This is a genomic window from uncultured Shewanella sp. (genome assembly GCF_947501665.1).
Taxonomy (GTDB): domain Bacteria; phylum Pseudomonadota; class Gammaproteobacteria; order Enterobacterales; family Shewanellaceae; genus Shewanella.
In genome coordinates this window covers 176511-202125 of record NZ_CANMWS010000004.1, presented here as the reverse complement: position 1 = coordinate 202125, position 25615 = coordinate 176511, and the positions used below count along the sequence as shown (strand labels likewise).

The following is a 25615-nucleotide window of genomic DNA, read 5'->3' as shown; positions in this document are numbered from 1 at the left end:
CAGACCTATTGGTATTAAATTTTAGTGATGATTTCATATCACTTTAATTGGTTAATTAAAGTTAATCTTCATTAAAAGCGATAATTTATCGTTTTTATTATTTATTTTTATATTTTATTTTTTTCTTAAATTTATACAGTGAGTTATGCTGTTTTCTTTAAAGGTGCGTTGGTTAAGTCTATTTAGTTAATGTTTGGCTTATGTTTGTATTTAGTTGGTTTTGATAAAGGTGGGTTATACGAAATAAGAGGGTAATTTAAGGTCAGTAGACTACATAAAAAATCGATGTTCAATTATTCCAGGTGTGTCAACTCGCATTTTAAAAAGACAACCTGAATTGGGATATTGTGTTAACTCAGTTTTAGGCCTTTCACCTGCACTGGTAATGAATAAGGTTTTTAAATCTTCACCACCAAAGGCCACCATGGATGGGCAATGCACTGGAGTGGGAATTTCTTCCATTATTTTGCCTTGTGGGTTGAGTTTGACGAGTCGGCCGCCTTCAAATAATGCGCTCCAGTAATTACCGTAAATGTCGATAGCGCAGCCGTCGGGTCTTCCTTGTCCATGGGGAAATTCATGAAAAATGCGTTTATTAGAGACAGTGCCTGTTTTAATATTATAATCACATTGATAAATAATATGTTCAGGACTATTAGAATAATAGAAGATCTTGTTGTCTGGGCTAAAGCCAATGCCATTTGTGGTGAGTAAATTATCATAAACTAAGTTAGCTTCTAGTTGAGTATTGAGTTGCCACAAATTGGCTTCGCTATGATCTTTTGGAGGATAATAAGACCCCGCAAAGAATCGTCCGGCTGCATCACATCGACCATCATTTAAGCGATTATGTGTGAGGTGAGCTTCTGGATCGCAAATTTTTTCGATTTTTGTATGCCAGCCACTGGTTAAGTAAAACCCACTTCTCATGGCTAAAACAAAACCACCATAGGGACGCAAACTAAAACAGCCAATTTCTTCTTGAAAAGTGAGGTATTCATCTTGCTGAGAAATAGGATCAAAACGATGTAATTGGCACCGAGTAATATCTGTCCAATATAACACTTGGATTTTTTCATCCCACCTTGGACATTCTCCCAATGCTGCTTTTGTATTTAAAGCGATTTCGATGGTTCTCATTGTCGGCTTATTTGATTGGATAATGGTTTAAGGATAGTTCAAATATGGCTGGTTAATTTTTATGATTTATTTTCTATACTCTTATTAGTTTATAGCTTTAAGGTCGATTTATGTTGAATACGACATCGGTAGTATTGCAGCGATCTGTTTTGGATGCTTTGCTGATTTTTTCAGTGAGTCTGTGTTTGGTTGCTGTATATTCGGGGCTTATTCCCTATTCAAACTCACTTAGCGAAGTTTATAAGCACACGTTTCCGTTACCGGTGTCTGATGCTGTCATGATCTCAGTGGTCTATTTAGCCGCATACAGTATTGCTCTTATTCCTGCAGGGTTGCTCATTGATCGTATCGGCATACATTGGAGTATCTTCATTTCTGCTGTGTTGTTATCAGCTAGCTTAGTGCTTTTTTCTGTCTCATCAGATTTATCTACTTTTTTGATGTCTAGAGTATTGATGGGTGTCGCATCAAGCTTTACGTTTTTATTGGCTATTATGGTGGCTAAACTGTATTTTCATGGAAAATATCTCAGTATGTTAGTCGGTTTTGCTGAATTGATATTTTCTTTTTCACTAGCTGTTTCTCCTTTTGTAACAATGCGCTTTTCTGAATTACTTGATTGGCGACAGCAAACGATTATGTTTGCTATTTTTTTAATACTTCTTTGTTTACTCTATTTTATTTTTAGATTGCACAAATGCCATCCGGCTTATTTGATAACGAAAGGGAACGGTAAGAGAAGTCAGCAGCATGCACTGATACAATTGAAGTTTGCGATAACCAATCGGTGGTTTTGGTATGTATTATTAGTCACGGGACTTTTTAATACCCACTTTGCACTTTATGTACAAATTTATGCTCCGAGTTACATTCAAGTTTTATATCATGTTAATTATATTGATAGTATCTCATTAAATGATATTGCAATTACTGGCTATATGCTGAGTTGTTTAACGTTAGGTATCAGTAATAAATATTGTTCAACAAAAAAACTCTTTTTCTTTGCTGTGTTACTGTCATTATTTGTTTATTCTAGTAATTTATTTTTAAATGATTACTTACTTAATAGTTTTTTGTTAAGTGGTATCAATTATTTTTTATTAGGTTTTTTATCTGCTTATGCTTTACTGACATTTCGTTTATATGAAGAACTCAGTGGCCACCATTTAAATGCCAGTATCAGTGCAGGATTAAATATGTTTACTTTATTACCCCTTTGTTTTGCTTTTATTTATAACGGGTTGTTTTATCAAGACCCTTTGTATGAACGGGTTTTTATGTGGGGTGCTTATGCTGTTACTTTATTGTTGGTATTTCCTATTTTATGGCATAAAGAAAAACCGATGTTTGTTGCTTGTTAGCATTTATGGTTAACGAGGGCTTGTTTATTTTTCGTGATAAAATCATGTTCAAATAAACGTGTTTTAATCGTCATAAGAGCGATGACACCTAGCATTCTAAGCCCTTTTACTTAAACACAGAGGCTCTGAGCAAAGATCAATCGACTTTAGGCATTTACTTTTCATATTAAATAAACAAAAATATTTACTTAATGATGGGGGAAGACTATTCTATGGTGAAATAATGTCATGGATGTAAAGTGATGAAAGCGTATTTAGTGTTTGCTTCAGTTTTATTGGTCACCGTATTAAGCACAGCTGGGATTGCATTGCCTTATCCTATTTTAGCGCCACTCTTTATGGGGGAGCAACTCAATGAACTTAATCAGTTTATGGGAATTACGCCCGAGCTATTGTTGGGGTTTTCTTTAGCGATCTATCCATTGGGGATATTTTTGGGGGGCTCTTTTATAGGGGCTTTATCGGATAGTTATGGTAGAAAAAAATTGTTGGTTTATACCCTTTTTATCAGTGTTATTGGTTACTTTATCACGGCTTACGCCATTATGTCTCAGCAGTATTTATTGTTTATTTTTGCGCGCTTTTTGACGGGAGTATGTGAAGGAAATTTATCGATTGCGAGAGCGATTGCTTTAGATCTCGGTCACAAGATAGATAAGACGCGTGCTATGTCTCTGATTGCGGCAGCTTCATTTCTAGGTTGGCTAGTTGGCCCTTTGGCGGGAGGATATTTAGCGCAATATGGTGCAGAAGTGGCTTTTCAAATGGCGGGGATTGCCGTATTCCTTTGTATGATTTTTGTGATTATTGTCATTACAGAAACCCATGATGTGACTCAATCTCAGTCTTTTTTAGTGTTATTGAAATCGAATAATTCCCTTGTCTTACTAAAGCAACCAATAATACTGAACATATTTATATTTCAATTTATTTTTTGTTTGGGATTGAATGCTTTTTATGAATTTTATCCTGTTTGGTTAGTGGTCGAAAGGAACTATGAATCGAGTATGATAGGAGAAACGACGGCAATAATGACACTCAGTATGATGTTAGCCAGTGTACTATTGGTGACCAAGTTGAAGCGTTTTTTTGGCTTATTACCGACTATCGTCGTCACCTTGATATTGAGTGCTTTGTTTATGGGGATATTGCCTTTATTTTCAGGTACGATGATGATACTGTTTTTTGCTTTAACCGGCATCATGATAGCAATTTATAATGGCTTATTACCTGTTTATATGTCAGACATTAACAAGCATGTTGGCAATGGTGCGTTAATGGGTTTATTGACCGTAACTTTTTGTATTGCCAATGCTGTTATTGCTATTTTTGGAAGCTTAATGTTGGTTTTATCTGTGGCCCTTCCCTTGTATTTAGGTGCTGCTTTGATTGCTTTATCGAGTTTATTAGTGATTAAATTTGCCTATCAAAAAAATGTAGAGACTATTAAACAAGAGTGTTGATTTTTAATTTTTTATTTGTGTGTTTATGGTGTTGAATTGTCATTTTAAAATGTTATATGTGTTTTTAGTTGTCAATGAGTTCACAATAAGCTTGGGTTTTATTTTATAGAGGTAGGAAGGTTGAATTTACGTGACTTTAGACTAGGGTTTTTTTTTGCTTCTATTGCAGTCTTGTTTTGGGGGATTTTACCCATAGCATTAAAACTGTCAGTCAGTTTTATTGATCCTGTGACATTGACTTGGTTTCGTTTTTTTGTGGCTTTAGTGTTCAGTTTTTTACTGCAGTATTATGCGGGTAAATTGATAGAGTTTACGCAGTTAACGATGAAAGATTGGTTAATTCTCTCGATGACAGCTATTTTTTCAATCGGTAATTATGTTTCTATTGTATATTCTTTGGAATATTTATCTCCAGGAGAAGCTCAGCTTAACTTTCAAACAGCGCCATTTTTTTTGGCATTAGGTGGAGTTATTTTATTTAAGGAAAAACTAAAACCTATCCAAATGGTTTGTTTTATCACATTAGCTATTGGAATGGTGATGTTTTTCTATCAGCATCTTGATTTTTCAAAGGATAAAAATCTGCTTATCTGGTTTGGGATACTGATAGTGCAGTTTTCTGCTTTATCATGGTCTTGTTTTGCATTAATGCAAAAATTAATGCAAAACAAGTTATCTGCAAATAATACATTGCTGTTTGTTTATGGGTTTGGAACAGTGATCATGTTGCCATTTATTTCGATTGAATCGTTTAACCAAATGGGTTTAACTGATTGGTATGTGGCTATTTTTTGTGCCTTCAATACCGTGATTGCTTATGGATGTTTTGCACAAGCTATGCGATATTGGCCGGCTTCACAAGTGGGTCCAATGCTTGCTCTAACGCCTATTTTTAGTTTTTTAGCCACTTGGGTCGTGGTTGAGTTTGCTTGGTGGCCGACTATTTTTCAAAGTGACGATTTAGACATTATAGCTATTTTAGGTATTGGTTTAGTGATTGGATCGGTTGTTGCTATGCAATTGTTAGTGCGTTTTTTTTCTGGAAGATTACCGTTTAAAGCTCATTGAAAAAGATATCCACTACAATCAGATGAAGGAGTCATAAAATGGTTTTTCTGACTCCTTTTTCATGAATTTATTTGATGTGAGTGAGGTTACTCATCGGCGGTGTCTGTTGCTAAATCAATTTGGTAAATCGCAAATCCCAGTTCATCTGTATCGATTTTATGTAACTTGCGCTGTTGGTATTCGTTAATAAAGTTATCAGCCTCAGTGCTATCTTGGGTTTCAAAACGAATATCGAGTACAGCATCGGTTTTAATGGCTTTAAAGGACCAATTATTATCAGCAACAGAAGTGACCTCCCCAAAGGTGGCGGTTTGTTGAGTGATGTAGCGAGCAAGCACATCTCTATTTTCATCAGGCAGTTCTAAAACCACATTTTTTGCACCTGTTCCTGCAAATTTTTCACCAAATGCTCGATAGTTGTTAGTGGCGATAATAAATTCCATTGAAGCCAGTTCTTCTCCGGTATAGGGATCATTATTTTCATTTGTGTAAGTTAAGTTTATGATACGCTGTGTATTATCTTGACCTGAAATCAGCTGACAATCGCTGTTGTATTTACTGGGTTGGGTGACATCGATTTGATAAGTCACACCGTCAATAATATCAAAATTATAAGTCGGATGATTATCCCAATTGATTAGTTGTTGGGGGGCTTCATCATTTGGATTAATCTGATTAAACAGGTTGGCACTGCATTCAAGCCATTCTTTGACATCTGCCCCAGTGACTTTCAGTGCGACTAAGGTATTGGGATAGACATAAAGATCGGCTGCATTTTTATAGGTTAAATTGCCTTTATTAACTTGTACATATTGTTCACTATCACTGCTAGTAGCGTGTCTTCCACCTGCTTTAAAGGGGGCTGCAGCAGACAGTACGGGAAGGTGACTTAAGTCACTTAGATTAGTTATTTGTTCCTGTACTTTAGCCCGTTGGGAATCTGCGACAATTTGTATGCTGGGATCATCTTGAACAAGTGATAGGAAGCTATAGAAGTTATTAGAGGATTTGCCTATCGGTTGTTCAACAAACTCGAGTGTGCCGAGATGATCGATTTCAACTGCTTGACGAATATCAAGGTTGGCGTCTACGAGTGCCTGCTCTTGATAAATGGGCCTTGATTCAGATTGTGAATCTTCAACGGTCCATTTGTCATTCGTGCGTTTAAGCGTGAGATCGATTATTCCTAAATTATCCCCCCAACGGCCAGGCATAACGGCTGGGACATCATTTAAGGTCCCTTTAATAATATTGGTTTTATATAAACCGTCATATTGCTCGCTTGGGAAAACAGCATGACTGTGACCAAAAGCAATAGCATCAATACCATCGACATACGTTAACGCAAAAGTAGCATTTTCGATATCATTTTCGTTGATATCATAGACTGAGCCTATACCTGAATGAGGAATGGCAATAATAATATCGGCGCCTTCTTTTTTCATGATGGGAATGAATTTCTCAGCCGTTTTGACAATATCGTCAACACGGACTATGCCTTGCAAGTGTTGTGCATCCCATTGCATGATCTGTGGGGGAACAAAACCGATATAACCAATGTTGATGATTTGCTTATTACCTTTATTATCTAGTACTTGTTTTTCTTTTATGAGATAGGGAGTAAATAAATTATCTCCTTTTTGAACATTATCCCAGCACTCATAAGAGTCACAGTAAACATTGGCATTGATATAAGGAAAATCAGCACCTGCAATTGCAGTTTCAAGAAAGTCTAACCCATAATTAAATTCATGGTTACCGATATTACCGACCACGTAATCTAGTGTATTCATTGCTTTATAGGCTGGATGAACATCACCATTACCTAGCCCTTTTTTTGCAATATAATCACCCATTGGACTACCTTGCAATAGATCACCATTATCGACTAAGACAACATTATCACTTTCGTTACGTGCTTCATTAATTAAGCTGGCAGTTCTTGCTAAGCCTATGCTGGGATCTTCTGCGCCGAGATAATAATTGTAATCCATGATGTTACTGTGTAAATCACTGGTTTCTAAAATACGAAGGGTCACTTCAACTTGATTACTGCTTTCATTATCGTCATCATCACCGGTACTGTAATCATCCAAACCACAGCCACTCACAAAGAGGAGTGAAAAGGCGAGTATGGTCAGTTCTTTTTTATTGAACATATTCTTTGTTTATTCCTTGTTAATAGCAAAAGTGATGCACTTGTGCTTCCTTAATTGATACTCAATTGACCTGAAAATTAGAGTTTTCAAGTCGTTTTGGAGTCAGGATAAGAATATCAGGTTGATGCCTACAGTTCTTTAACTAATTGTTAATAGTGTATTTTGAAGGTGGTTCACAGAATGATGGAATAAAAAAGGAGCCTAAAGGCCCCTTTGGAGTGAGTGGAATACTCAACTATCCTTTTTTATCAAACCAAGTGATGGCTGCAAAAATGTCATTGTAGTCTTCATCAGTCCAATCTTCACCTGCAAATTGGAAGGTTTGACTGACAGTATTGCCCCAATCACTCGTGATAGTTGCTGTATCTGAAACAACTTCAATCATATTGGTGAAAATCACAGTATATCGGCCAGTGGTAGGTGCAACAAAATCCCCTGTACTTTTATTATTTAAGTCTTTGGAATAAACTGTTGTTTTTGCCATTAACTCACCATCTGGACTGATAATTTCAATGCCTGGATTACCTGCTGTTTGAGACGTTATGTACCAAGAAACGGCCCTACCTTCGACAATGGGTATTTCAAATGTACACGTTCTGCCTTCACAGAGACTTTCAATGCCAATATTAAGATCTTCAGCAAAAGAGTGGCTTGCTATAAAGAGTAAAGCTGCGGTTGATATACACGATAAAAGTTTCATAGTTAACATCCTTATTATTGACTCGATTGGTTGTTTGTACTGGGCAATGTTTATGGTCGCCACAGTGTTTTTTGTAGCGCTTTAATATCCTAGAAGGCTACGAGTCAATTTTAGTCGTTACTTTTTAATTTCGAATACTTATTGCATAGATTATTACGGAGTAATAGATTGCCATTTAGTGATAGAGGAGGAGAGAAAAAACCCAGAGCTTTGGAGGAAAGCCCTGGGAGGGAAAGGATCAGTCATTGAACTTCCCTAAATAAGCGACATATTTATATGTGTTGCTCAAGACAGTATTAAAACCTGTAAGCACCTGTTATCCAAGTTGAAAGTCCCATGCCAGGCATGCGAGAACCGACAGCAATATCAGAATTGTAGACGCGATTATAGCCTGCTAAATGATTTTCATATTCGGTATCAAACAGATTATTAATGCCTGCTCTGACGGTCCAACTTTCTACATCATAGCCGGCGGAGATGTTCATAATGGCATAGCCGGCAGTTGTTTCTTCAAGTTGGGTTTCAGAGACTTTGTTTTGGGCTGCATTTGCCACACCTTCTAATCTTCCTATCCAATTACCTTGTTGAAAGTTGAGTCCTAAATTGACTTTAAGTGGGGCGATACGATAAAGGTTATCATCAATGTCTCGACGTTCGCCTCTAACATAGCTGCTGAGTAAATCGATTTTCCAACGTGTGGATAATTGATAGCTTGCGGTGACATCCATACCATAAAGTAAGGCGTCTACATTACTAAATTGCATCGGATTGTCATCTCCCATCATGGCGGCGACGGCAATCACATTAGGATCCGTTGCAGGGGTTCCTTGAATATAGTTATCGATGCGGTTAACAAAAGCTCTCGGACTGAATTGCCATTTGTTGTGTTCAAAGTCGACACCCAACTCGAGTTGATATGCGGTTTCTAAATCAAGATCAACTTGACCGACATAGGTTCGACCATCTGCAAGTCCCCCTGTGGATTGCATCGGTAGCCATAAGTACCTTTCTTGATAACTGGCGCTATCTTGTTTGCGTGCAAGGCCAATAATACCTGTCCAAGCACTATTAAACTCATATTGACCATTAATGGTTAAATCCAATCCGGTTTGAACTTGTGAACGTTCGCTATTATTAAAATCATCAACAAGCGCTTGTACAGCAGTCATCGTGCTGGCCATTGATGTATTAATGGTACCAGCATCAGTGCGATAATTTTTAATTCGACTACCAAATTGCCAATTCCACTGACCAATATCCTGTTGCCATTGTGCAAATATGCTGTATACATCGTCTTGAACATCGTTAAAATTGTCGATATAAAAGCTGGCTGTTGTTGGATCGGTAATCAAAGAGTTATGTTGACTTAAACGTGCGTCTAAACCCAATAACCAAGCATCTTTTGCAATTGAAATTTCACTGTCAAAGCTATTACTATCAGCATGATTATATCGAGCACTTGTCGTATCGGGTTTATCTCGTAGGCTATAGTTATCCATACCATGTTTTGCATCGCTATAGGCCATATGCCAGTTGAGATCCCAGTTACTAATATCATGCTCCCCTTCGACTTTAAATCTGTGAGTACGAATAAAGTCAATATCCATGGGAAGAGCCGGTGTACCTGCATCATTTGTTTCTAAAAATTGATATCCAAAAGCAATCGATTCATCATTAATGTCATTTTGACTTAAATTCAGGCGATACTCACCCCCAGCCATGGTTTTTTCATAAGTGGTGGGTGTAATGGTGTCTCCATCTCCTGTAGTGACATTAGTATTACCTTCTAATTTTTCTGCATACAATAATACAGCTTGTTTTTTGCTACCTAAATTGGCTTTTCCTCCTAGATGGCCTCTATCACCGTTGGTTTGGTATTGACCTGAGAGCTCGCCGCTGGTTTCATCAAGTGTGGCTTTTGATTCAATGACTTCGATACTTCCTCCCAAGGTATCGATACCTGCTGATACGGGAGCAATACCACGGGTCATACTGACGCCTTCAGTTAAAATTAAACTGGCGTAGCTCAATGGGGTATCCATCGCATTGGGGCCTGCGCCAGCTAAAGAGACACCGTTTATTTGAGTATTGACTCTATCTCCATATAAGCCTCGATACTGTGCAATGCCAGTTAAAGGACCATTTCCATTGACGGCGGCGCCAGGTAATTTTTCAAGTAGGTCGCTGGCATCAATTTGTGGAATAGAGGTCGATGGTGAGGCAATACTATAATTTTCTTGTGGACGGCCTTTGACTTCGATGACCTCCATGTCTCCTTCGTCGGCAAATACAATTGTAGGCAATATTAGAACGGAAAAAATAGAAATGGATAAGGAAGATAGACGCAACATGTTAATTATATTTTTAGATAGTTGTTAAAGTGGAGCTATATTCTCAATCCGATCTCTTCTTGGCAAAGATTAATACGTTAAGTGCGACAAGCTGTCGCAGTTTTTTTGTACTTCTTTATCGAAAAAAGTGAACTTCTTTTGATTTTTAATGTCCGGATGTGACAATTAATTATCATATTAAGACAAAGGTCGAGTTGCCTATCAGGTATTGAGGATGCTAAAAATTATTTGTGGTTATCAGTTTGTTTAATTTGTTGTGATAATTGTTTTTTATTCATCCAATAAAAGGAAGTTGATATGAAATGTTTCTCTATTGCAGTATTTTCCGTGACTTTTAGCTTGAATATATTTTGTTTCAATGTTGGCGCGAATGAGCGAAACATCAACAGCGTTGATGACCTTTTTACGCATTCATTGACTTCACATTCTGTAGAAAAAAACAAAAGAGCAATTGCTCGGGCTTTGGCGCTTAATTACGTTCATATTGCAAAAGGTATTTCGTATTATATTACTGAGTACAACTTGAGCATGCCAGTTAATGAAATAGATGGATTACCTATAGCAACGGTGGCAAACATTGATGACTATAGTATTAATATTAATCAACTTAAAGGCATTAATTCACAAGCAAATGATAAGCCATCGGAAGTGGTTCAAATACGCTTGGCAGACGAGAGTATGCTCGTTCAATTACAAGCAGGGGAAGTGCCTTTATTTGTGTTTTCTTCGAACGATGAAGGTGATGGAAATATAGAAGCTTTCGGGGCTGATGGGCGAGTTGAATACCTCGATGCCTATCGCTTGCCAACTCAACCTGTTTTTATTGTAGAGCTTAATAAAGAGAAAACGATCAAGGCTGGGCTTGAAGCAATGAATGCTATTTTTGATCAAGTTGAAGGACAAATAACGTCAAGTGAGAGGAGGTTATTATCTAATCAGCCTACTTCTATGGTGGCTGAGCCTTTATCAATGACAGTGATTAAAAATATTGAAGTACAAAAAATAAAAGAGTCGTGGATCTCTGGCCCCGCTGAAGTCTATGCCATTATTACTGGAGTGAATGCCTCGGGAGATGAATTAACACCTAAAATAGACGTCGTTGAATTGCCTTATTTAGATAAAGCACAAAAAGAGTACACACCAAATCAAATTATCGTTCAATGGGATAATTACCGCTGGCAGGCAGTTGATATTTTACTGATGGAAAGTGATGACAATATTAATTATAAAGCATTAGCCACAGCCCTTTTGAATGTTGCGACTCAGGTATTACAATTTATTCCTGAAACTACAACACAAACTGCAGCGATCATTACTCGATTAACTAATGCGGTTATTCAAGCAATGCCGGATAGTTGGACGACGAATGAAGATGACTTCATTGATGTTTTTTATACTATTTTTGAGGGAGAAAGTTATAGCGAATATCAAGGAGCGAGCCAAAATGCCAAAATGACTTTAGCGCCTTTGGTGATCCGGCCAAGAGGCTAGTGTATGGCTATCTCCTAAGTTATTATTAGGAGATAGTCAATCATCTTGATGAGCAAATGATAAAGGTAATTTAAAGCGGAATAACCAATTTATTCTTATACTGAAGAGTGTTGATAGGCTGAAAAGCTAGGAATATTTGATGGGTAGGTATGTTAGGTATCGATTGACGTATTACTTAATGATATTAGGGTTATTTTGGAAGTGGACGGCCACTCAGCTTTTTTTCTTTTCCATTCCATTCCATTTTATTATTTCTGTTTATGTTCAGCATCCTTACATTCTATGAGAGCTTATACTGCACGACATGACAGTTTTTGTTCATATAATACAGCCCATTATAGTGAACTGAGATAGATAGAACCTAATGGTATGAATATTAAATGTTAAATGATGATGAACAAACTTATTTATTTAAGGCTTTTTTACTTGCTTTAGCATTCAGTATTATTGGTTTTTTTCTCACTCTTTTTTATAACATCGTTCTGTCTCGAATGATGTCACCAAAAAGCTATGGTAATTTTAAAACCGCTGAAACGTTTATTGGTTTAGCGCAAATGACAGTGTTGCTAGGGGGAAATTTTGCAACTTTTAGTGTTTTTCCCAAACTTATACAGAATAATCGTGATGTGATGGTTTGGGAGTATTTACGCTTTTACATGTTAATCGGTGTGATTGTGTCGTTTTGTGTCGGAGGTGTTATCCTTTTTATTGAATATGAGCAAACCGATGGACTCAAACATTACCACCCTATTTTACTGGCTGTTTTTGCTATCCCTTTTGCTGCAGCTTTAAGATTATTACGAGATACCGCTTTAATTAAAAAGCGACTCATTGTGGCTTATATCCCTAAGCAATGTATTTATCCTTTACTTATTTTACTTGCACTGAGTATTTTTTATTCTCTGAATATAGAGTTAACCTCTAATGTTGCGATGGTTATTGTCGTTTTGAGTTATGTTTTATTGACCGTTATTGTGTTTTCTATTATGAATCTTAAAGAGAGCGAGCCGAAAATACAACAAGATAGAAAGCACGTTTTTCATCGTCATTGGTTAAACTATGCCTTTCCAATGATGTTTGTTTTTGTGTTAAATATGTTGATGTCACAAATGTGTATTTATGTATTGGAGATTTTTGGCAGGGACGGGCAAATTGGTTACTTTGCGGCTTGTTTTACCATAGTGCAGATATTTATCGTCGTACAGTCCAGTGTTGCCGGTATTATTCAGCCACATATGTCCACGGCCCATGAAAGTGGATTAGCGCAAATGAGTAAGTTAAATGGTCAAGGTGTACGGCAGTTATTTTTTATCTCATTTTTACTGAGTGGTATGATTTTACTCTTTGGGAAGCCATTGCTCACTTTATTTGGTAAAGGGTACAGTGATTATTATTTATCATTAGTGATTATGGTGTTGGCTTATTTTTTACAATCAGTCTTTTTTTTACAGCAAGCTTGGTTACGCCACTCAGGTTTTGCAAAACCTGCATTATATGGGGCACTGAGTGCGGTGATCATTAATGTTCTTTTATTAATTTTGTCGATTCCAATCTATGGTGTCTTGGGGGTTGCACTGAGTGTACTGGTTTCATTTATTTTTATGCTATTGATAAATACCGTATTGATGAAAAAGTATCTAGGGTTTTATGGTTGGGCGTTACACTTACAAGATCTTCGATTTTCGTGTTGAAAACCAAGCCTCAATATAAGCATTGCGGCTTGGTTCATCATATTTAAGGTTGCTGGCGAGTGGCTGCAACAACGATTTCTCTGACACAGATATTTTGAGGTTGCTCATAGGCAAATAAGGCGGCTTCTGCAATCGTTTCTGGTGCTATGACTCCCCCCATTTCTTCTTTCCAGTCGTGATAGCCTGCTTTAATTTCGTTACTGGTGGTATGAGACAATAAGTCGGTTTCAACAGCACCTGGAGAGATGGTGATGACGCGAACATTATCCGTAGCAACTTCTTCTCGTATATTTTCAGTTAACCCATGAACGGCAAATTTAGTGGCACAATAAGCAGCATGGTTAGGAAAAGTTTTAAATCCTGCGATAGAACTAATATTAATGATGGTGCCCGTGTTGCGAGCTTTCATATCAGCCAATACGGCGTGGATCCCGTTGAGAACGCCCATTACATTAATGTTGAGCATATGGCTCCACTCGTTAGGATCTTGTGTATCGGCTTGTCCCAGTAGCATCGTCCCTGCGTTATTAATTAAGGCGCCTACTTTTCCATATTGGGCTTCTGCGGTGACAATGGCATTTTTGATTGATGCGGTGTCAGTGACATCAACGCTGATACAGAGACTATTATCAAGGTTGAGTGATTGCATAGGCTCTAGGCGCCTTGCTAATAAGAGTAAAGGGTGACCTTTAGTATGGAAGGCTTTTGCCATTGCGGCGCCAATACCAGATGATGCACCAGTGATCACGATAAGGGCTTTTTCTTGATTAAGTGTCTGAGTCATGATGTTTACCTACCTATAAAGACAAATATATATAAGGTTTTAATTTATATAATTAAAAATAATAATTTTAGTATAAGGGGTTTGAATGACACTGAGTATAGGCGCTTAATCTAAGGTTGAAAAATACTAATTATTACTGGATATGATAGGCTCAGCCTATGATGATTATTGAGGTGATGTTTTTATGATTGATTTACGTTTATTACGTTTTTTCATTGCGATTTTTGAAGAAAAAAATATCACCGCAGCAGCGCAGGCCTGCCATGTGAGTCAGCCTTCATTATCGGCAGGGTTAAAGCAATTAGAAGAAGAACTTGGTGGTCCCTTGTTTGCTCGCAGTAAAAAAGGGGTCCAAGCTTTAGACAGTGCATCATATCTTTATCCTTTAGCGGTAAAGTTGGTGGAAGAAGCTAAATTATTGCCGAGGTTATTTCAAGAAAAAGCCGCACGACAAAAACTGCGTATTGCGGTGATGCCAGATTTAAGTCAGGGACGCTTATCTCGTTTTTTGAAAACCTTAGCCAGTAAGTTAATGCGTCTTGATCTTGAATTGGTGGATTACCATAGTCCGGCCGACTGTCGATTGACTCTAGATGCATTGCGAGAAGAAGATGAAATTTTTTTCCCGCTGTGGGAAGAAGATTATGTATTATGCGTGCCTGTTGATCATGAACTGGCCAAGCAAAAAAGCATTAACGCTGCACAATTACATGGATATGACTTCATTGAATGTCCACCCTGTGAGGCTCATCAGCAAACGATTGGGCTACTGGCCTGCAATAACATGTCTCTGAATCTTGTGGCTAAAGCGGAATCTAAATCATTAGTGATGTCGTTAGTCCTTGCAGGCTTTGGGATCAGTTTTTTGCCTGATGGTTTGATAGAAGATGAACCTAGATTAAAACAAGTTGTATTTGATGGTCCCAGAATGTTTCGTCGTATTGGATTATGTTACCCCAGCCATCAAAGTATTGAACCTGTATTGGCTCTTTTATTAAGAGAGCTATCGTAATGAATTTAATTATTGTTGGTTGAATGACTTTTTTTCTCATTATGGTCTTTTTTGTCTAAAATTAAGATGCATGTTTAACACTCTCAAAAAATGCACCGTATAGGGAATGGATTGAGGACGTTGATATCTTTTGCATCAAAGAGCAGGGAAGACAAAATGAGAAAGTCTGGTCAATATGGAGTGTCATTCGGGTTTTTCTTGTGCTTTTTCTTAGTCAAGTTTTCATATGCTGAATCTCTTTTGGGTGAATCAACTGATCATTTCTTAACTGAAATTCAAGGTGATGAGTTATTGTTTCCTTCGTTTTTATCGTTAAGTTCAATTCATTTTCCTTTTTATCAAGGGGTCGCATTGCTAGGTAAACCAAAAGAGACATTACAGGTTAATCCTATTACATATCTATCGCCTTTATTGGATTTTGATTTACGTTTTTTTGCTTATGATTACGCGCGACCTAGCGCTCAATCATATGTGAACCTATTGGTAAATAACTCCGCGGACTTAGCGATTTCAACTCAGATAAGAGAAAGTGGTGTATTAATCAATGTGCCTTTATCTATTGTGAATATGCCCATTAATGTAGGGGTGACTTCTAAGATTGTACAATCACAGTTTCCCGTACTTTCTGATGATGCTTTATTAAAGCCTGCATCATTGCAAGAGCTGCAGGATTTACAACATCTGCAATCACTTAATATTAATATGCAACTGTCAATGGTATTAACAGAACATTTTCAGCTGGCGATTTCAGGTGATCATGTGCTTTCTCAGCCTCAGCCTTTAGTGACTCACTTTAATCAGGATCTTAGAAGTGAGAACAGTTCTACACTGACCGCTGGGGTTGTGTATGATTGGAACTCGATTCAGTTTTCAACCGATGTTGAGCTGTACCACCGAATAGAAGGGGGTGACAATAGCCGTTTGCAATTTTGGCATGTTGGAGGGGATTTGAATATGTTTAATTGGTTGGATATCAACTTGGATTATTATTATGATCCGACAAATCATCAAGAAAGCCTTTATTCTATGGGATCTGAGTTTAAATTAGGCAATAAATTTTCTGTCGATTTTTTAGGTGTCTATAGTCAGTCTAATCATATTCAAGGCCTATTAAGAACCTCGTATGATTTTTGAGAATGAATACAAATTTATCTAGTGTAATACTATTAATGATTCAATGATAATAATCAATGCGCTCACTGAACAGAGAATGTGTGTGGCGACTCGAATATGATTTTTATTGATATGTTGTGCGAGCTTTTTGGCTGTAACATGTCCTAATAATACTGCGGGTAGCAATAATAACGCTGTCATAATATGCGCTAATGTTACTAAGCCTGCAAAAGCTAATATAGCAATTGAAATCAATGAGCTAAAAATAAAAAATGCCGATAATGCCGCTCGAAATTGATTTGCTTCTTTATTGGCAAATAATATGGCCAGTGGGGGACCACCAATGGCGGCTACATTACCGAAAATACCCGAGAGTATTCCCGCAATAAATAAACTAAGACGGTTTATTGGGCAATGTAATTTAAGCATATTTAATCCAACTGCGATGACCACTATAAATCCAATGGCTATTCCTAAAATGGGTTTTGGGGCTACAAGTAATAATACTGTTCCCAATATTCCGCCAGGAATACGTCCAAGTAAGGCAAATTCTAAACCTTTAAATGCTAAGTGCTGCTTTGACTTGAGTAATGTTAAACAGGCAATGGTAAAGCCCATAAAGAGAACAGGTATTGGAACCATTGTCGGATCAATAAGATAAAGTAATGGACTCGCCACAATTGCCAAGCCAAACCCTATGAGACCTTGAGTGAGTGCGCCACAAAAAACAACAAATAAAGCGCTTAGTAACGTCAGTGTCTCAGGCATCTATAACTCACATCGATACTGTCAATAGGAAATGAGGATGAGTATTCTACGCCGAATACTAAGAGTTACCAGTTTATTTTTAGTACGTTAGTTTTATATTGATTTAGCTATACACTTTCAGTTAAACATATTGCACTGCGTTGTTTTTTGTTTTTTGTTTTTTGTTTTTTGTTTTTTGTTTTTTAAATGTTGTTTTTTTGTGGTTTATTAGTCGTTAACTCTGTTTATTATCAGTAAGTGTTTGAGACCGAACTGACATGGTTTCAGACCGTTAATGGTTTTTTACTGAATATAGAACAAGGAGTTCATTATGTATCATGTCATAAAAGATTACTTTCGACACTTTCTCTCACTGGTCAAATTGACACTAATTATTTGTATATCTTCATCTGCACTGGCTAATACTGAATCAGATGAAGATTTAGCTCATGCATCTAAAGCTCTTAAATTACAACAGCATTTAGATGCTTCACTTCCTTTATCACAATCATTTTGGCCCGGCGCGCACAATGCATATGCATCTGAGGATTGGGGTTATGTTAATGCTAATCAGCAATATCGACTCGAGCGATTATTAAATCATGGTATAAGGGAAATGAGTTTAGATATTTACCCTGCTTTAGTGGATTTTAAATATGAACCTTATTTGTGCCATAACTCTCTTGAAGAGGATGCGTATTGCACCGCAGGTAATCGAAGTTTGGCTGAAGGCTTGAGAGAAGTACGGGACTTTTTGGGTAATGAGGATAACGATCAATCTGTTATTATGCTGAAATTAGAGGTTTATCGCAGTCACGGCGATAATGGTCATTTAAGGAGGGTAAGGGAAAAAATTGAAGATGTGCTGGGTGATCATGTTTATAAACCCAAAGATTCTGCTGCAACCAATTATGGTGAGCATTGTGGAAGTTTACCTGTTGCCAGTATTTCTAAAAATGATGTATTAAGTGCTGGGAAAAATGTCATTGTGTTACTAACAAATGACAGTCATTCTTGTACTTATTATAAAGAAGGCAATTTACATCAATGGGTGTGGTACGGTGTTGATGAGTTTGATGCTACTTTACCGGGAAATGTGAGCTCTCATAATAAATTTACCAGTATTCAAGATATAGCGGATTGTAACAGTACTGATAATAATACTAAGCAATTTAGTATGCTTAGAGGAGTGGATGCAAAAACGGCTGATGGTGGTGGAGACTTATCACTGACAACAGCAAGCACGCCGGATTTAATGGCATGCGGATTGAATATTGCTGAAGCTGCACTCATTGGACATGGCGCTGGTGGCATTAAGACCCGTGATTTTATTTGGAGCTGGAATTTTGGTGAGCCTAATGATGCCGGTGGAGAAGATTGTGCTGAAATTTATGGCATTATAGGCAAATTTAATGATGCACAATGTAGCATAGTGCAGCGGTTTATTTGTCGTACACCCAGCAATGACTTTGCTATTTCTACATCGTCAGGGAGTTGGCATTATGGCGTAACAGCGTGTAGTGAAATAGGCGCTAGCTTTACGGTCCCAAAAAGTGCGATTGAAATGCGTGCAGTTAAAAATTTATTAAATCAATTGGATGTTAATAAAGTTTGGGCTAATTACCATGATCAGAGTGTCGAAGGTGACTGGCAAATTGATAATCCTGTGGTGAGAAAAGTAGAGAGTTTACCTATTCCGCCAGAAGGGGGTCCAGGTGGTGCCAGCTTCTTAAGTGAAGATATTCTTAATGCTTATATTTCCGGAGCATTAAATCGAATATCCACTATTACCATTCATGCGGGAGCGAGAGTGGATGCAGTTCAAGTCAATTATGATAATGGAATAGAGCAGTGGATTGGTGATATTGGCGGGGTGCCTAATGTATTAGCTTTACAAGCAAATGAATATATAACTGGGTATAAAACCTGTTATCACAAGAATAGTCATGTCGGTAGTCGGCGACTATTTTACTTGCGCTTAACCACATCTTCGGGGCGAACAATTGAAGGTGGCCAACAAGAAGGAACTTGCCGAGCGGATGTCTTCTTGACAAAAGGCCTGCTGGGATTCCATGGTAGAAGGGGTCATGATCCTGATGCATTAGGTTTCTATGTGACGCCTGTGACTGATCTTAGTCAAGTTCGTCAAGTAGGCTTGGTGAATGGCGGTGCCAATGGGAAATTTATGGCTGCTGAACTTGCAGGTGGTGACAATGTTGTAGTGAATCGAACTGCAAAGGGGCCTTGGGAAACCTTTAATATTCATTATGCTAGAGATATGAATAATGGCAGTAATGGATGCTTAGGTACTAATCAGTTTATTAAAATTCAAACCTTGGGAGGCTATTGGTTTAAGTCAACACCGGGTGGTAATTTAGATGCGTTAGCGACGAATGAGGCCGATGCCACAACGTTTGAAATCTTTAGCTTTAAATTTGGAGATGTGCCTGACGGGGAATGTGTCGCTAAAAATGGGGGGGTGTTTTTTAAAGCTGTGGAATCAAATTATTTTATCTCACAGCAAAATGATAATGCTGTCACGAATAAAATTGAGAATTCATTAAGTGGGTTCGAATTATTTTCCTTAGTTGAATAATACTTATAGCTAAGTCAATTTAGAATATGTAAGGATAGCTGAGACCTTACATATTCTGTTAAGGAGTTCGGGAATAATCTATTTGAGATTATTCCATTTCTTCCCATTCTATGCCCATTTCATTCATCAGACGTTTGACTTCGGCAGGAATACTATCCGGTTTTTCTTTGGATAAATCATCATCATTGGGTAGCGGCTGACCTGTATAAGCATGTAAAAATGCTTCGCAGAGTAATTCGCTGTTTGTAGCATGGCGAAGATTATTGACCTGACGACGTGTTCGTTCATCCGTTAATATTTTCAACACCTTTAGTGGGATTGAAACGGTAATTTTTTTTACCTGTTCATTCTTTTTGCCATGTTCGGCATAAGGGCTAATATAGTCGCCATTCCATTCAGTCATTAACTCACCTAAAATTTCATAATTCGGGGAAGATTTTAACCCTTTACTAAGCTCAGTCAAACTTTGCTTTTAATTTAGCGCAATTGAAGTTGGATTTCTACATGTTTAGACGTCTAAATGGCCGAAACTTGGTTGACGATAGCGATTAGCTTAGGTACATTTAGACGTCTAGACATCTTTAAAAATATTTGTTGAGCAGGAGTTGTACATGACAGACCAAAAGCTAGCCACATTAGCAGTGCGTCAGGGCATTGAATCTGACCAGCAGCACGGGGCTGTTGTCCCGCCTATTTACCTATCAACGAATTACTCTTTTGATGGTCATAAAAATCCGAGAGCATTTGATTATAGTCGCTCAGGTAATCCGACACGGACCGTATTAGGTGACGCGATTGCTAGCCTTGAAAAGGGCGAAAGTGGCGTGGTGACTTGTACTGGTATGGCGGCTATCACTCTCGTGGTGAGTTTACTCGGCCCTGAAGACTTGCTAGTGGTACCCCATGATTGTTATGGAGGCAGTTATCGTTTATTTACTAATTTGGCGAATAAGGGACAATTTAAATTATTAGTGGTGGATCAAACCAATGCTGAGGCGCTTAATGAGGCGATAGCTCAAAAACCGAAATTGGTTTGGTTAGAGACGCCTTCTAACCCCCTTTTACGTGTGGTTGATATCGAAGCGATAGCCATTGCCAGCCATAAAGTGGGGGCATTAGTTGCGGTGGATAATACGTTTTTGTCACCTATTTTACAGCAGCCATTATTATTGGGGGCTGATATTGTGGTTCATTCAACCACTAAATATATTAATGGTCACAGTGATATTGTTGGTGGTGCTGTCGTGGCCAAAACACCGGAATTGAGTGAAAAGCTGCATTGGTGGTCTAATACTCTAGGACTAACAGGTTCAGCACTTGATAGTTATTTCACACTGAGAGGTATTCGTACTTTAAGTGTGAGAGTGCGTGAGCATCAAGCTAATGCACAGCGTATTCTTGCTATATTGACGACAAGTGATGCTGTCTCTAAGGTGTATTATCCTGGTCTTGCTTCTCATCCAGGACATGACATTGCGGCAAAACAGCAAAAAGGGTTTGGGGCGATGCTCAGCTTTGAACTCAAAGGTGGAGAGGCTCAACTAGAAGCTTTCTTACAAAGCTTAACCTTATTTTCATTAGCTGAAAGTTTAGGTGGCGTTGAAAGTTTAGTTGCCGTGCCTGCTACAATGACTCATAGGGCCATGGACAGAGAAGCGCGTTTAGCAGCCGGAGTCAAAGATACGCTCATTAGGTTATCTGTGGGAATAGAAGATGCAGATGATTTAGTTGCTGATCTGCAAGCTGGTTTAGTGGCCGCTGCTGCTGTTTAACAGTATCACGACTATAGTGATATTTGATGATTTATATTGGTGATGAGATCTAAGTCACTGACAGGGTGTGTTTACTCTTTGTAGATTGTACGCCGTTTTTTTTAAGTTGTTGTAAAGGAGTTATCCATGGCACGTTGTCACTTACACAAATTTGGTGGCTCCAGTTTAGCGGATGCAGATTGCTATCGCCGTGTTGCGCATATTTTGCTCACTCATGGTCACAGTGATGATCTTATTGTGGTTTCTGCTGCAGGTAAAAGTACTAATTTTCTTTTTAAGTTATTGTCATTAAAGGCGAATGGGTTACTCTGGCAAGAAGAGTTACATGCTCTGATCCATTATCAGCAAGAATTGATTGAGCAATTGTTATCGAGTGGAGCGGCAAGAAGTTTACGAGAGCGTTTGTCGACTGATAAGGCGCAGTTAATGAGCTTACTTTCATTAGCTCAGTTAAGTGACTATCAAAGCCACCAAGTGGTGAGTTTTGGAGAGCGTTGGTCTGCCCGTTTATTAGCGGCATTACTTAGAGAGTCAAGAGTGGGAGCGATTGATGTGGATGCGCGAACCCTCTTGATTGCAGATGAGGGAGCGGTGCCACAAATTCAAGTGCCTGTATCGCGTCAACGTGTGCAGGCGTTATTGGAAGCGCATCCCAATGAGCGTATTGTGATAACAGGCTTTATATGTGCGAAAGAGACGGGAGAAACACTCTTATTGGGCCGCAATGGTTCTGATTACAGTGCAACCTTAATTGCCAGCCTAGCCGATATTGACCGAGTGACGATTTGGACGGATGTGGAAGGGGTATTTAATGCCGATCCCAATAAGATAAATGATGCGACATTATTAAAAAGCCTGTCACTTCATGAAGCGGATAGATTGGCACACTTAGGCTCCCCGGTATTACATAACCGTACTTTACAGCCGTTATTTGATACCCAAGTGAGCCTAGCAGTACGTTCTAGTTATGCGTCCCATACTGATTTTACATTAATCGCCCCTAAAAGCTCATCAGCCAGTGCCCCCGTCGTGACCAGTTTAAATAGTATTTCTCTGTTTAATATGACGTTTAAAGGGGACTTGCCTGCACTTTTGGATGAATTAAAACAAGCTGAGCTGGCGCCTTTAGCACATTGGTCTGTTAACATAAATAAACTTGAATTGGCTTTTACTCATGAAAATGAAAAGCAAGCTAAGGCGTTGTTTGAGCGTTTACAAGACGTTTATGATGTCAGCCATATTACGGTGAGAACCGATTTTGGTTTAGTGGCACTGGTGAGCGCAGATGCTCAACTGTATCGTCGAGGTTTTGCTCGATTATTAAGTCGTGACGCAAAAGCGTTGTTTAATGACGATTTAAGTCTAGTGACGTTAGTGCCCCATTCACAAGTTAACCTCCTGACTCAGAAGGTGCATCGACGTTGTGCGGGTCCTCGTAAGCGCATTTGTGTTGTATTGTTCGGGACGGGTAATATTGGCTCAGCTTGGATTGATTTATTTCATCAATCGAGAGAGAGCTTAAATAAGGAGTTAGAGGCCAGTGTGGAACTCATTGGCTTGGTGAGTTCTAAAAAAGCCCTGATCCAAAAAGAAAAAATAGAGTTAACACAATGGCAGGATTCATTTGAAAAACAAGCCATAGCTTGGGATTTTGAACATTTACTAACGGAATTGGATGCGGTTGAATGTGATGAATTAATTGCGTTAGATATGAGCGCCAGTATGGAACTCACTTTAAAATATTCGGCCCTGTTTGCTCGTGGCATTCATATTGTCAGTGCGAATAAATTAGCTGGTTCGGGACCGTTATCATTTTATCATGAATTAAAATCACAGCTGGGTAATCGCCGACTTTTTTGGCGTTATAATGCGAGCTGTGGTGCAGGCTTACCTATACAACATGCTTTGAATGATTTACATCACAATAGTGGCGACAGTATTCAAGCTATTGGTGGTATTTTCTCAGGTACCTTATGTTGGTTATTTGAATATTTTGATGGCGTGAAACCCTTTTCTCAACTCGTCTTAGAAGCAAAGGCATTAGGCTTGACTGAGCCTGATCCTAGGGATGATTTATCAGGGCGTGATATGCAGCGCAAGCTGCTGATATTGGCTCGTGAAATTGGCTTGCCATTAGAGCTTGATGATATTAAGTTGCATTCTCTTGTGCCTGAAGCGCTTGCGACTTTGCCTTTGGATGCATTTATTAAACGCATTCATGAATTGGATAATGGATTACAACAGCAATTTGAAGCAGCTAAAGAACAAAATCAAGTACTGCGATACGTTGCGACACTGGATGATGTGAGTGGCGCGTTGCAAGCCGAAGTGAGTCTTCAATGGGTTGATGCCAGTCATGCTTATGCGAATTTAACGCCTGGCGATAATGTTTTTGTGATCCGCAGTCAATTTTATCAGGACAACCCATTGATTATTAGAGGGCCTGGTGCTGGCCGAGCTGTCACTGCTGCTGCAGTACAATCAGATTTAGCGCATATTTGCCACGACCTGTTAAAAGAATAGACACGTTTTAAATTGAAGGGCCTGACGTTGGCCCTTTTTTTGTTGTATGTGGAATCGATTTTTGATTGACTAATAATATATAGAATATGATTGAAGCAATAATATAGATAATATAGTAGCTGAAATCATGTTGGACCCATGTTCCCACAAGGCTGTATAGCATCACAAATAGCATGTAGGCGAAGATAGTCCATGCTGAAGCAAGAGCTTGTAAGATTGAAAGTGTTTTATTATGGGGATGTATACTGCAAGCGTAACTGATAAAAAAGACGAAATGCAGTAAAAAGGCAACCGTGAGGTTTTTAATGCCGCACAGTAATAAAAAATAGGAAAGTATAATAAAAGTTAAACAAGAGAATACTTGTGAATAAGGTAATATTCTGACTGGAAAGCCTTCTGTTGACTGTAATAATTTTGAGTAAGTTATTGGGAGTGCAATGCAGGATATAATAATAAAAGTGGTTGTTAATCCTGCTATGAGCTGCCAATTTCGAAAGAAAAAAATTAATATTAATGAGCAAATAAAACTTAAAATAAGTGCTCGTCTTGAAAAAAGTACCTTTAGATCTCTTGTGCCAAAAAAGGCGGGCATTTGTTTATGTTTTACCATTTCATTGAGTTGGCGAGAGGCAATACCTAGATATAACAATCCTGTTCCAGTTGGGCTTATCACAGAATCTGTGTAAAGAATAATCACGATAAAATTGAGCCCAAGAATGGCAGCAAGTTGAGCGAGGGGAGATTCAAAATTTAAGTTTGTCCATCCCTGTGCAAGCATTTCTGTCGGTAATGCACCGATAAAAGCGACTTGCAGTAACAAATAAATGATTAATACAATAACGACACTACTGACAAGGGTGATGGGAATATTTCTTTTAGGCTTGTCTAGCTCGGCACAAAAAGACACTGCAGCTTGAAAGCCAAAAAAAGAATAAAAGATCCCACTGGATACGATAGCGGTTAATACACTATTAAAGTGATAAGGCATGAAACTATTTTGATAAGCCGTAAAGTTCTTTGTATCAAATGCTGTGATAATGAAAATAATCGCCACACTGGCAGGAACAATAATTTTAATCCAAGTAATGGCATTATTGACGCGAGCTAAAAAGTGGATCCCCCAATAATTAATCAGTAAATAAAATAACATAAACAGCGTTGTTAGACCCATTCCTAAGCTTGTAATCTCTCCATGATTAAATAAATAAGGGGTCCACATTGGGTTGACAGTAGCGACATATTGGGTGGAAGCCATGGCTTCAGAAGGCACAAGAATAAGGCCTAGTAACCAATTTGATATGCCAGTGACAAAGCCAAAATGCTGATTGTGCGATAAGCTAAGCAGTCGAGTAAATAAGCCATTTATGGGGTATTTGATGGCAATCTCAGATAATAACACAGCCATGATTAAAATAATGAGAGCACCGATTATCCAAGATAAAATGGATGCTGCACCAGCCACTTGAGATGAGTAATATGCGGCAAATAACCAGCCACTGCCTATCATAGTACCGATACTGAGAAAAATAGTCGAAAGTAAACCAGGGCGATTTTTTTGAGGCACTTTCGACTCCATGGCATGGTGTATAGTTGAAAGCAAGGTTACTGTAGGTATAAAACCTTTTTAATAAGTTAGCAAGGTTG

At 38.2% G+C, this 25615-nt stretch carries 18 protein-coding genes; 10 read left to right on the top strand and 8 right to left on the bottom strand.

Annotated elements, in window-relative coordinates; genetic code table 11:
• Positions 1–270: 270 nt before the first annotated feature.
• Positions 271–1140: an SMP-30/gluconolactonase/LRE family protein gene (locus Q0976_RS04510; RefSeq protein ID WP_299491422.1), complete on the bottom strand. Its 870-nt coding sequence runs from the start codon at positions 1138–1140 to the stop codon at positions 271–273.
• Between the two features lie 110 nt (positions 1141–1250).
• Between Q0976_RS04510 and Q0976_RS04505 the strand changes: the two genes are divergently transcribed.
• The 3 genes from Q0976_RS04505 to Q0976_RS04495 all read left to right on the top strand — a co-directional run bounded on the left by Q0976_RS04505 (position 1251) and on the right by Q0976_RS04495 (position 5032).
• The gene (locus tag Q0976_RS04505) at positions 1251–2501 is read left to right on the top strand and encodes an MFS transporter (RefSeq protein WP_299491420.1); all 1251 of its coding nucleotides are present in this window, start codon (positions 1251–1253) and stop codon (positions 2499–2501) included.
• 242 nt (positions 2502–2743) lie between these two features.
• Entirely contained in the window at positions 2744–3964 is a 1221-nt protein-coding gene (locus tag Q0976_RS04500) for an MFS transporter (protein ID WP_299491493.1), read from the top strand.
• Between the two features lie 120 nt (positions 3965–4084).
• Positions 4085–5032: a DMT family transporter gene (locus Q0976_RS04495; protein WP_299491417.1), complete on the top strand. Its 948-nt coding sequence runs from the start codon at positions 4085–4087 to the stop codon at positions 5030–5032.
• 86 nt (positions 5033–5118) lie between these two features.
• Here Q0976_RS04495 and Q0976_RS04490 read toward each other — a convergent pair whose 3' ends face one another.
• The 3 genes from Q0976_RS04490 to Q0976_RS04480 form a co-directional block, all read right to left on the bottom strand.
• On the bottom strand, positions 5119–7191 hold the full coding sequence (locus Q0976_RS04490) for a bifunctional 2',3'-cyclic-nucleotide 2'-phosphodiesterase/3'-nucleotidase (RefSeq protein ID WP_299491414.1): 2073 nt from the start codon (positions 7189–7191) through the stop codon (positions 5119–5121).
• 235 nt (positions 7192–7426) lie between these two features.
• Positions 7427–7891: a hypothetical protein gene (locus Q0976_RS04485; protein WP_299491412.1), complete on the bottom strand. Its 465-nt coding sequence runs from the start codon at positions 7889–7891 to the stop codon at positions 7427–7429.
• 296 nt (positions 7892–8187) lie between these two features.
• Positions 8188–10161 carry a TonB-dependent receptor gene (locus Q0976_RS04480; protein WP_299491410.1) on the bottom strand — a complete coding sequence of 658 codons (1974 nt, stop codon included), beginning with the start codon at positions 10159–10161 and terminating at the stop codon, positions 8188–8190.
• A 378-nt stretch (positions 10162–10539) separates the two neighbouring features.
• Here Q0976_RS04480 and Q0976_RS04475 point away from each other — a divergent pair, with 378 nt between their 5' ends.
• Both Q0976_RS04475 and Q0976_RS04470 read left to right on the top strand, forming a co-directional pair.
• Positions 10540–11733, top strand: a complete 1194-nt coding sequence (locus Q0976_RS04475) for a DUF3103 family protein (RefSeq protein ID WP_299491407.1) — start codon at positions 10540–10542, stop codon at positions 11731–11733.
• A 380-nt stretch (positions 11734–12113) separates the two neighbouring features.
• The gene (locus tag Q0976_RS04470; RefSeq protein WP_299491405.1) at positions 12114–13424 is read left to right on the top strand and encodes a polysaccharide biosynthesis C-terminal domain-containing protein; all 1311 of its coding nucleotides are present in this window, start codon (positions 12114–12116) and stop codon (positions 13422–13424) included.
• Positions 13425–13467: 43 nt separating this feature from the next.
• Here the strand turns inward: Q0976_RS04470 and Q0976_RS04465 are convergent, their stop codons facing one another.
• Positions 13468–14208, bottom strand: coding sequence for an SDR family oxidoreductase (locus Q0976_RS04465; RefSeq protein ID WP_299491403.1), 741 nt, complete (start codon positions 14206–14208; stop codon positions 13468–13470).
• A 184-nt stretch (positions 14209–14392) separates the two neighbouring features.
• Here Q0976_RS04465 and Q0976_RS04460 point away from each other — a divergent pair, with 184 nt between their 5' ends.
• A complete protein-coding gene (locus tag Q0976_RS04460) occupies positions 14393–15220 on the top strand; it encodes a LysR family transcriptional regulator (RefSeq protein ID WP_299491400.1) in 828 nt (275 codons plus the stop codon).
• Between the two features lie 156 nt (positions 15221–15376).
• Positions 15377–16354, top strand: coding sequence for a hypothetical protein (locus Q0976_RS04455; RefSeq protein ID WP_299491397.1), 978 nt, complete (start codon positions 15377–15379; stop codon positions 16352–16354).
• An 18-nt stretch (positions 16355–16372) separates the two neighbouring features.
• Here Q0976_RS04455 and Q0976_RS04450 read toward each other — a convergent pair whose 3' ends face one another.
• Positions 16373–17101: a sulfite exporter TauE/SafE family protein gene (locus Q0976_RS04450; RefSeq protein ID WP_299491395.1), complete on the bottom strand. Its 729-nt coding sequence runs from the start codon at positions 17099–17101 to the stop codon at positions 16373–16375.
• 310 nt (positions 17102–17411) lie between these two features.
• On the opposite strand from Q0976_RS04450, the gene Q0976_RS04445 reads away from it, so the two are divergent.
• Positions 17412–19676, top strand: a complete 2265-nt coding sequence (locus Q0976_RS04445; RefSeq protein ID WP_299491393.1) for a jacalin-like lectin — start codon at positions 17412–17414, stop codon at positions 19674–19676.
• Positions 19677–19764: 88 nt separating this feature from the next.
• Here the strand turns inward: Q0976_RS04445 and metJ are convergent, their stop codons facing one another.
• Positions 19765–20079 (bottom strand): met regulon transcriptional regulator MetJ, encoded by a 315-nt coding sequence (gene metJ / locus Q0976_RS04440; protein ID WP_299491490.1) that lies wholly within the window; start codon positions 20077–20079, stop codon positions 19765–19767.
• A 208-nt stretch (positions 20080–20287) separates the two neighbouring features.
• On the opposite strand from metJ, the gene metB reads away from it, so the two are divergent.
• Entirely contained in the window at positions 20288–21448 is a 1161-nt protein-coding gene (metB, locus tag Q0976_RS04435; RefSeq protein ID WP_299491390.1) for a cystathionine gamma-synthase, read from the top strand.
• A gap of 126 nt (positions 21449–21574) precedes the next feature.
• On the top strand, positions 21575–23971 hold the full coding sequence (locus Q0976_RS04430; RefSeq protein WP_299491388.1) for a bifunctional aspartate kinase/homoserine dehydrogenase II: 2397 nt from the start codon (positions 21575–21577) through the stop codon (positions 23969–23971).
• Positions 23972–23978: 7 nt separating this feature from the next.
• Here the strand turns inward: Q0976_RS04430 and Q0976_RS04425 are convergent, their stop codons facing one another.
• Entirely contained in the window at positions 23979–25535 is a 1557-nt protein-coding gene (locus tag Q0976_RS04425; RefSeq protein WP_299491386.1) for an APC family permease, read from the bottom strand.
• Positions 25536–25615: the final 80 nt, after the last annotated feature.

Excerpts from the sequence above, each read along its gene's own strand:
- Q0976_RS04510 (WP_299491422.1), bottom strand. The coding sequence starts at position 1,140 with ATGAGAACCATCGAAATCGCTTTAAATACAAAAGCAGCATTGGGAGAA.
- Q0976_RS04505 (WP_299491420.1), top strand. The coding sequence starts at position 1,251 with ATGTTGAATACGACATCGGTAGTATTGCAGCGATCTGTTTTGGATGCT.
- Q0976_RS04500 (WP_299491493.1), top strand. The coding sequence starts at position 2,744 with ATGAAAGCGTATTTAGTGTTTGCTTCAGTTTTATTGGTCACCGTATTA.
- Q0976_RS04490 (WP_299491414.1), bottom strand. The coding sequence starts at position 7,191 with ATGTTCAATAAAAAAGAACTGACCATACTCGCCTTTTCACTCCTCTTT.
- Q0976_RS04485 (WP_299491412.1), bottom strand. The coding sequence starts at position 7,891 with ATGAAACTTTTATCGTGTATATCAACCGCAGCTTTACTCTTTATAGCA.
- Q0976_RS04480 (WP_299491410.1), bottom strand. The coding sequence starts at position 10,161 with ATGGAGGTCATCGAAGTCAAAGGCCGTCCACAAGAAAATTATAGTATT.
- Q0976_RS04475 (WP_299491407.1), top strand. The coding sequence starts at position 10,540 with ATGAAATGTTTCTCTATTGCAGTATTTTCCGTGACTTTTAGCTTGAAT.
- Q0976_RS04470 (WP_299491405.1), top strand. The coding sequence starts at position 12,114 with ATGTTAAATGATGATGAACAAACTTATTTATTTAAGGCTTTTTTACTT.
- Q0976_RS04465 (WP_299491403.1), bottom strand. The coding sequence starts at position 14,208 with ATGACTCAGACACTTAATCAAGAAAAAGCCCTTATCGTGATCACTGGT.
- Q0976_RS04460 (WP_299491400.1), top strand. The coding sequence starts at position 14,393 with ATGATTGATTTACGTTTATTACGTTTTTTCATTGCGATTTTTGAAGAA.
- Q0976_RS04455 (WP_299491397.1), top strand. The coding sequence starts at position 15,377 with ATGAGAAAGTCTGGTCAATATGGAGTGTCATTCGGGTTTTTCTTGTGC.
- Q0976_RS04450 (WP_299491395.1), bottom strand. The coding sequence starts at position 17,101 with ATGCCTGAGACACTGACGTTACTAAGCGCTTTATTTGTTGTTTTTTGT.
- Q0976_RS04445 (WP_299491393.1), top strand. The coding sequence starts at position 17,412 with ATGTATCATGTCATAAAAGATTACTTTCGACACTTTCTCTCACTGGTC.
- metJ (WP_299491490.1), bottom strand. The coding sequence starts at position 20,079 with ATGACTGAATGGAATGGCGACTATATTAGCCCTTATGCCGAACATGGC.
- metB (WP_299491390.1), top strand. The coding sequence starts at position 20,288 with ATGACAGACCAAAAGCTAGCCACATTAGCAGTGCGTCAGGGCATTGAA.
- Q0976_RS04430 (WP_299491388.1), top strand. The coding sequence starts at position 21,575 with ATGGCACGTTGTCACTTACACAAATTTGGTGGCTCCAGTTTAGCGGAT.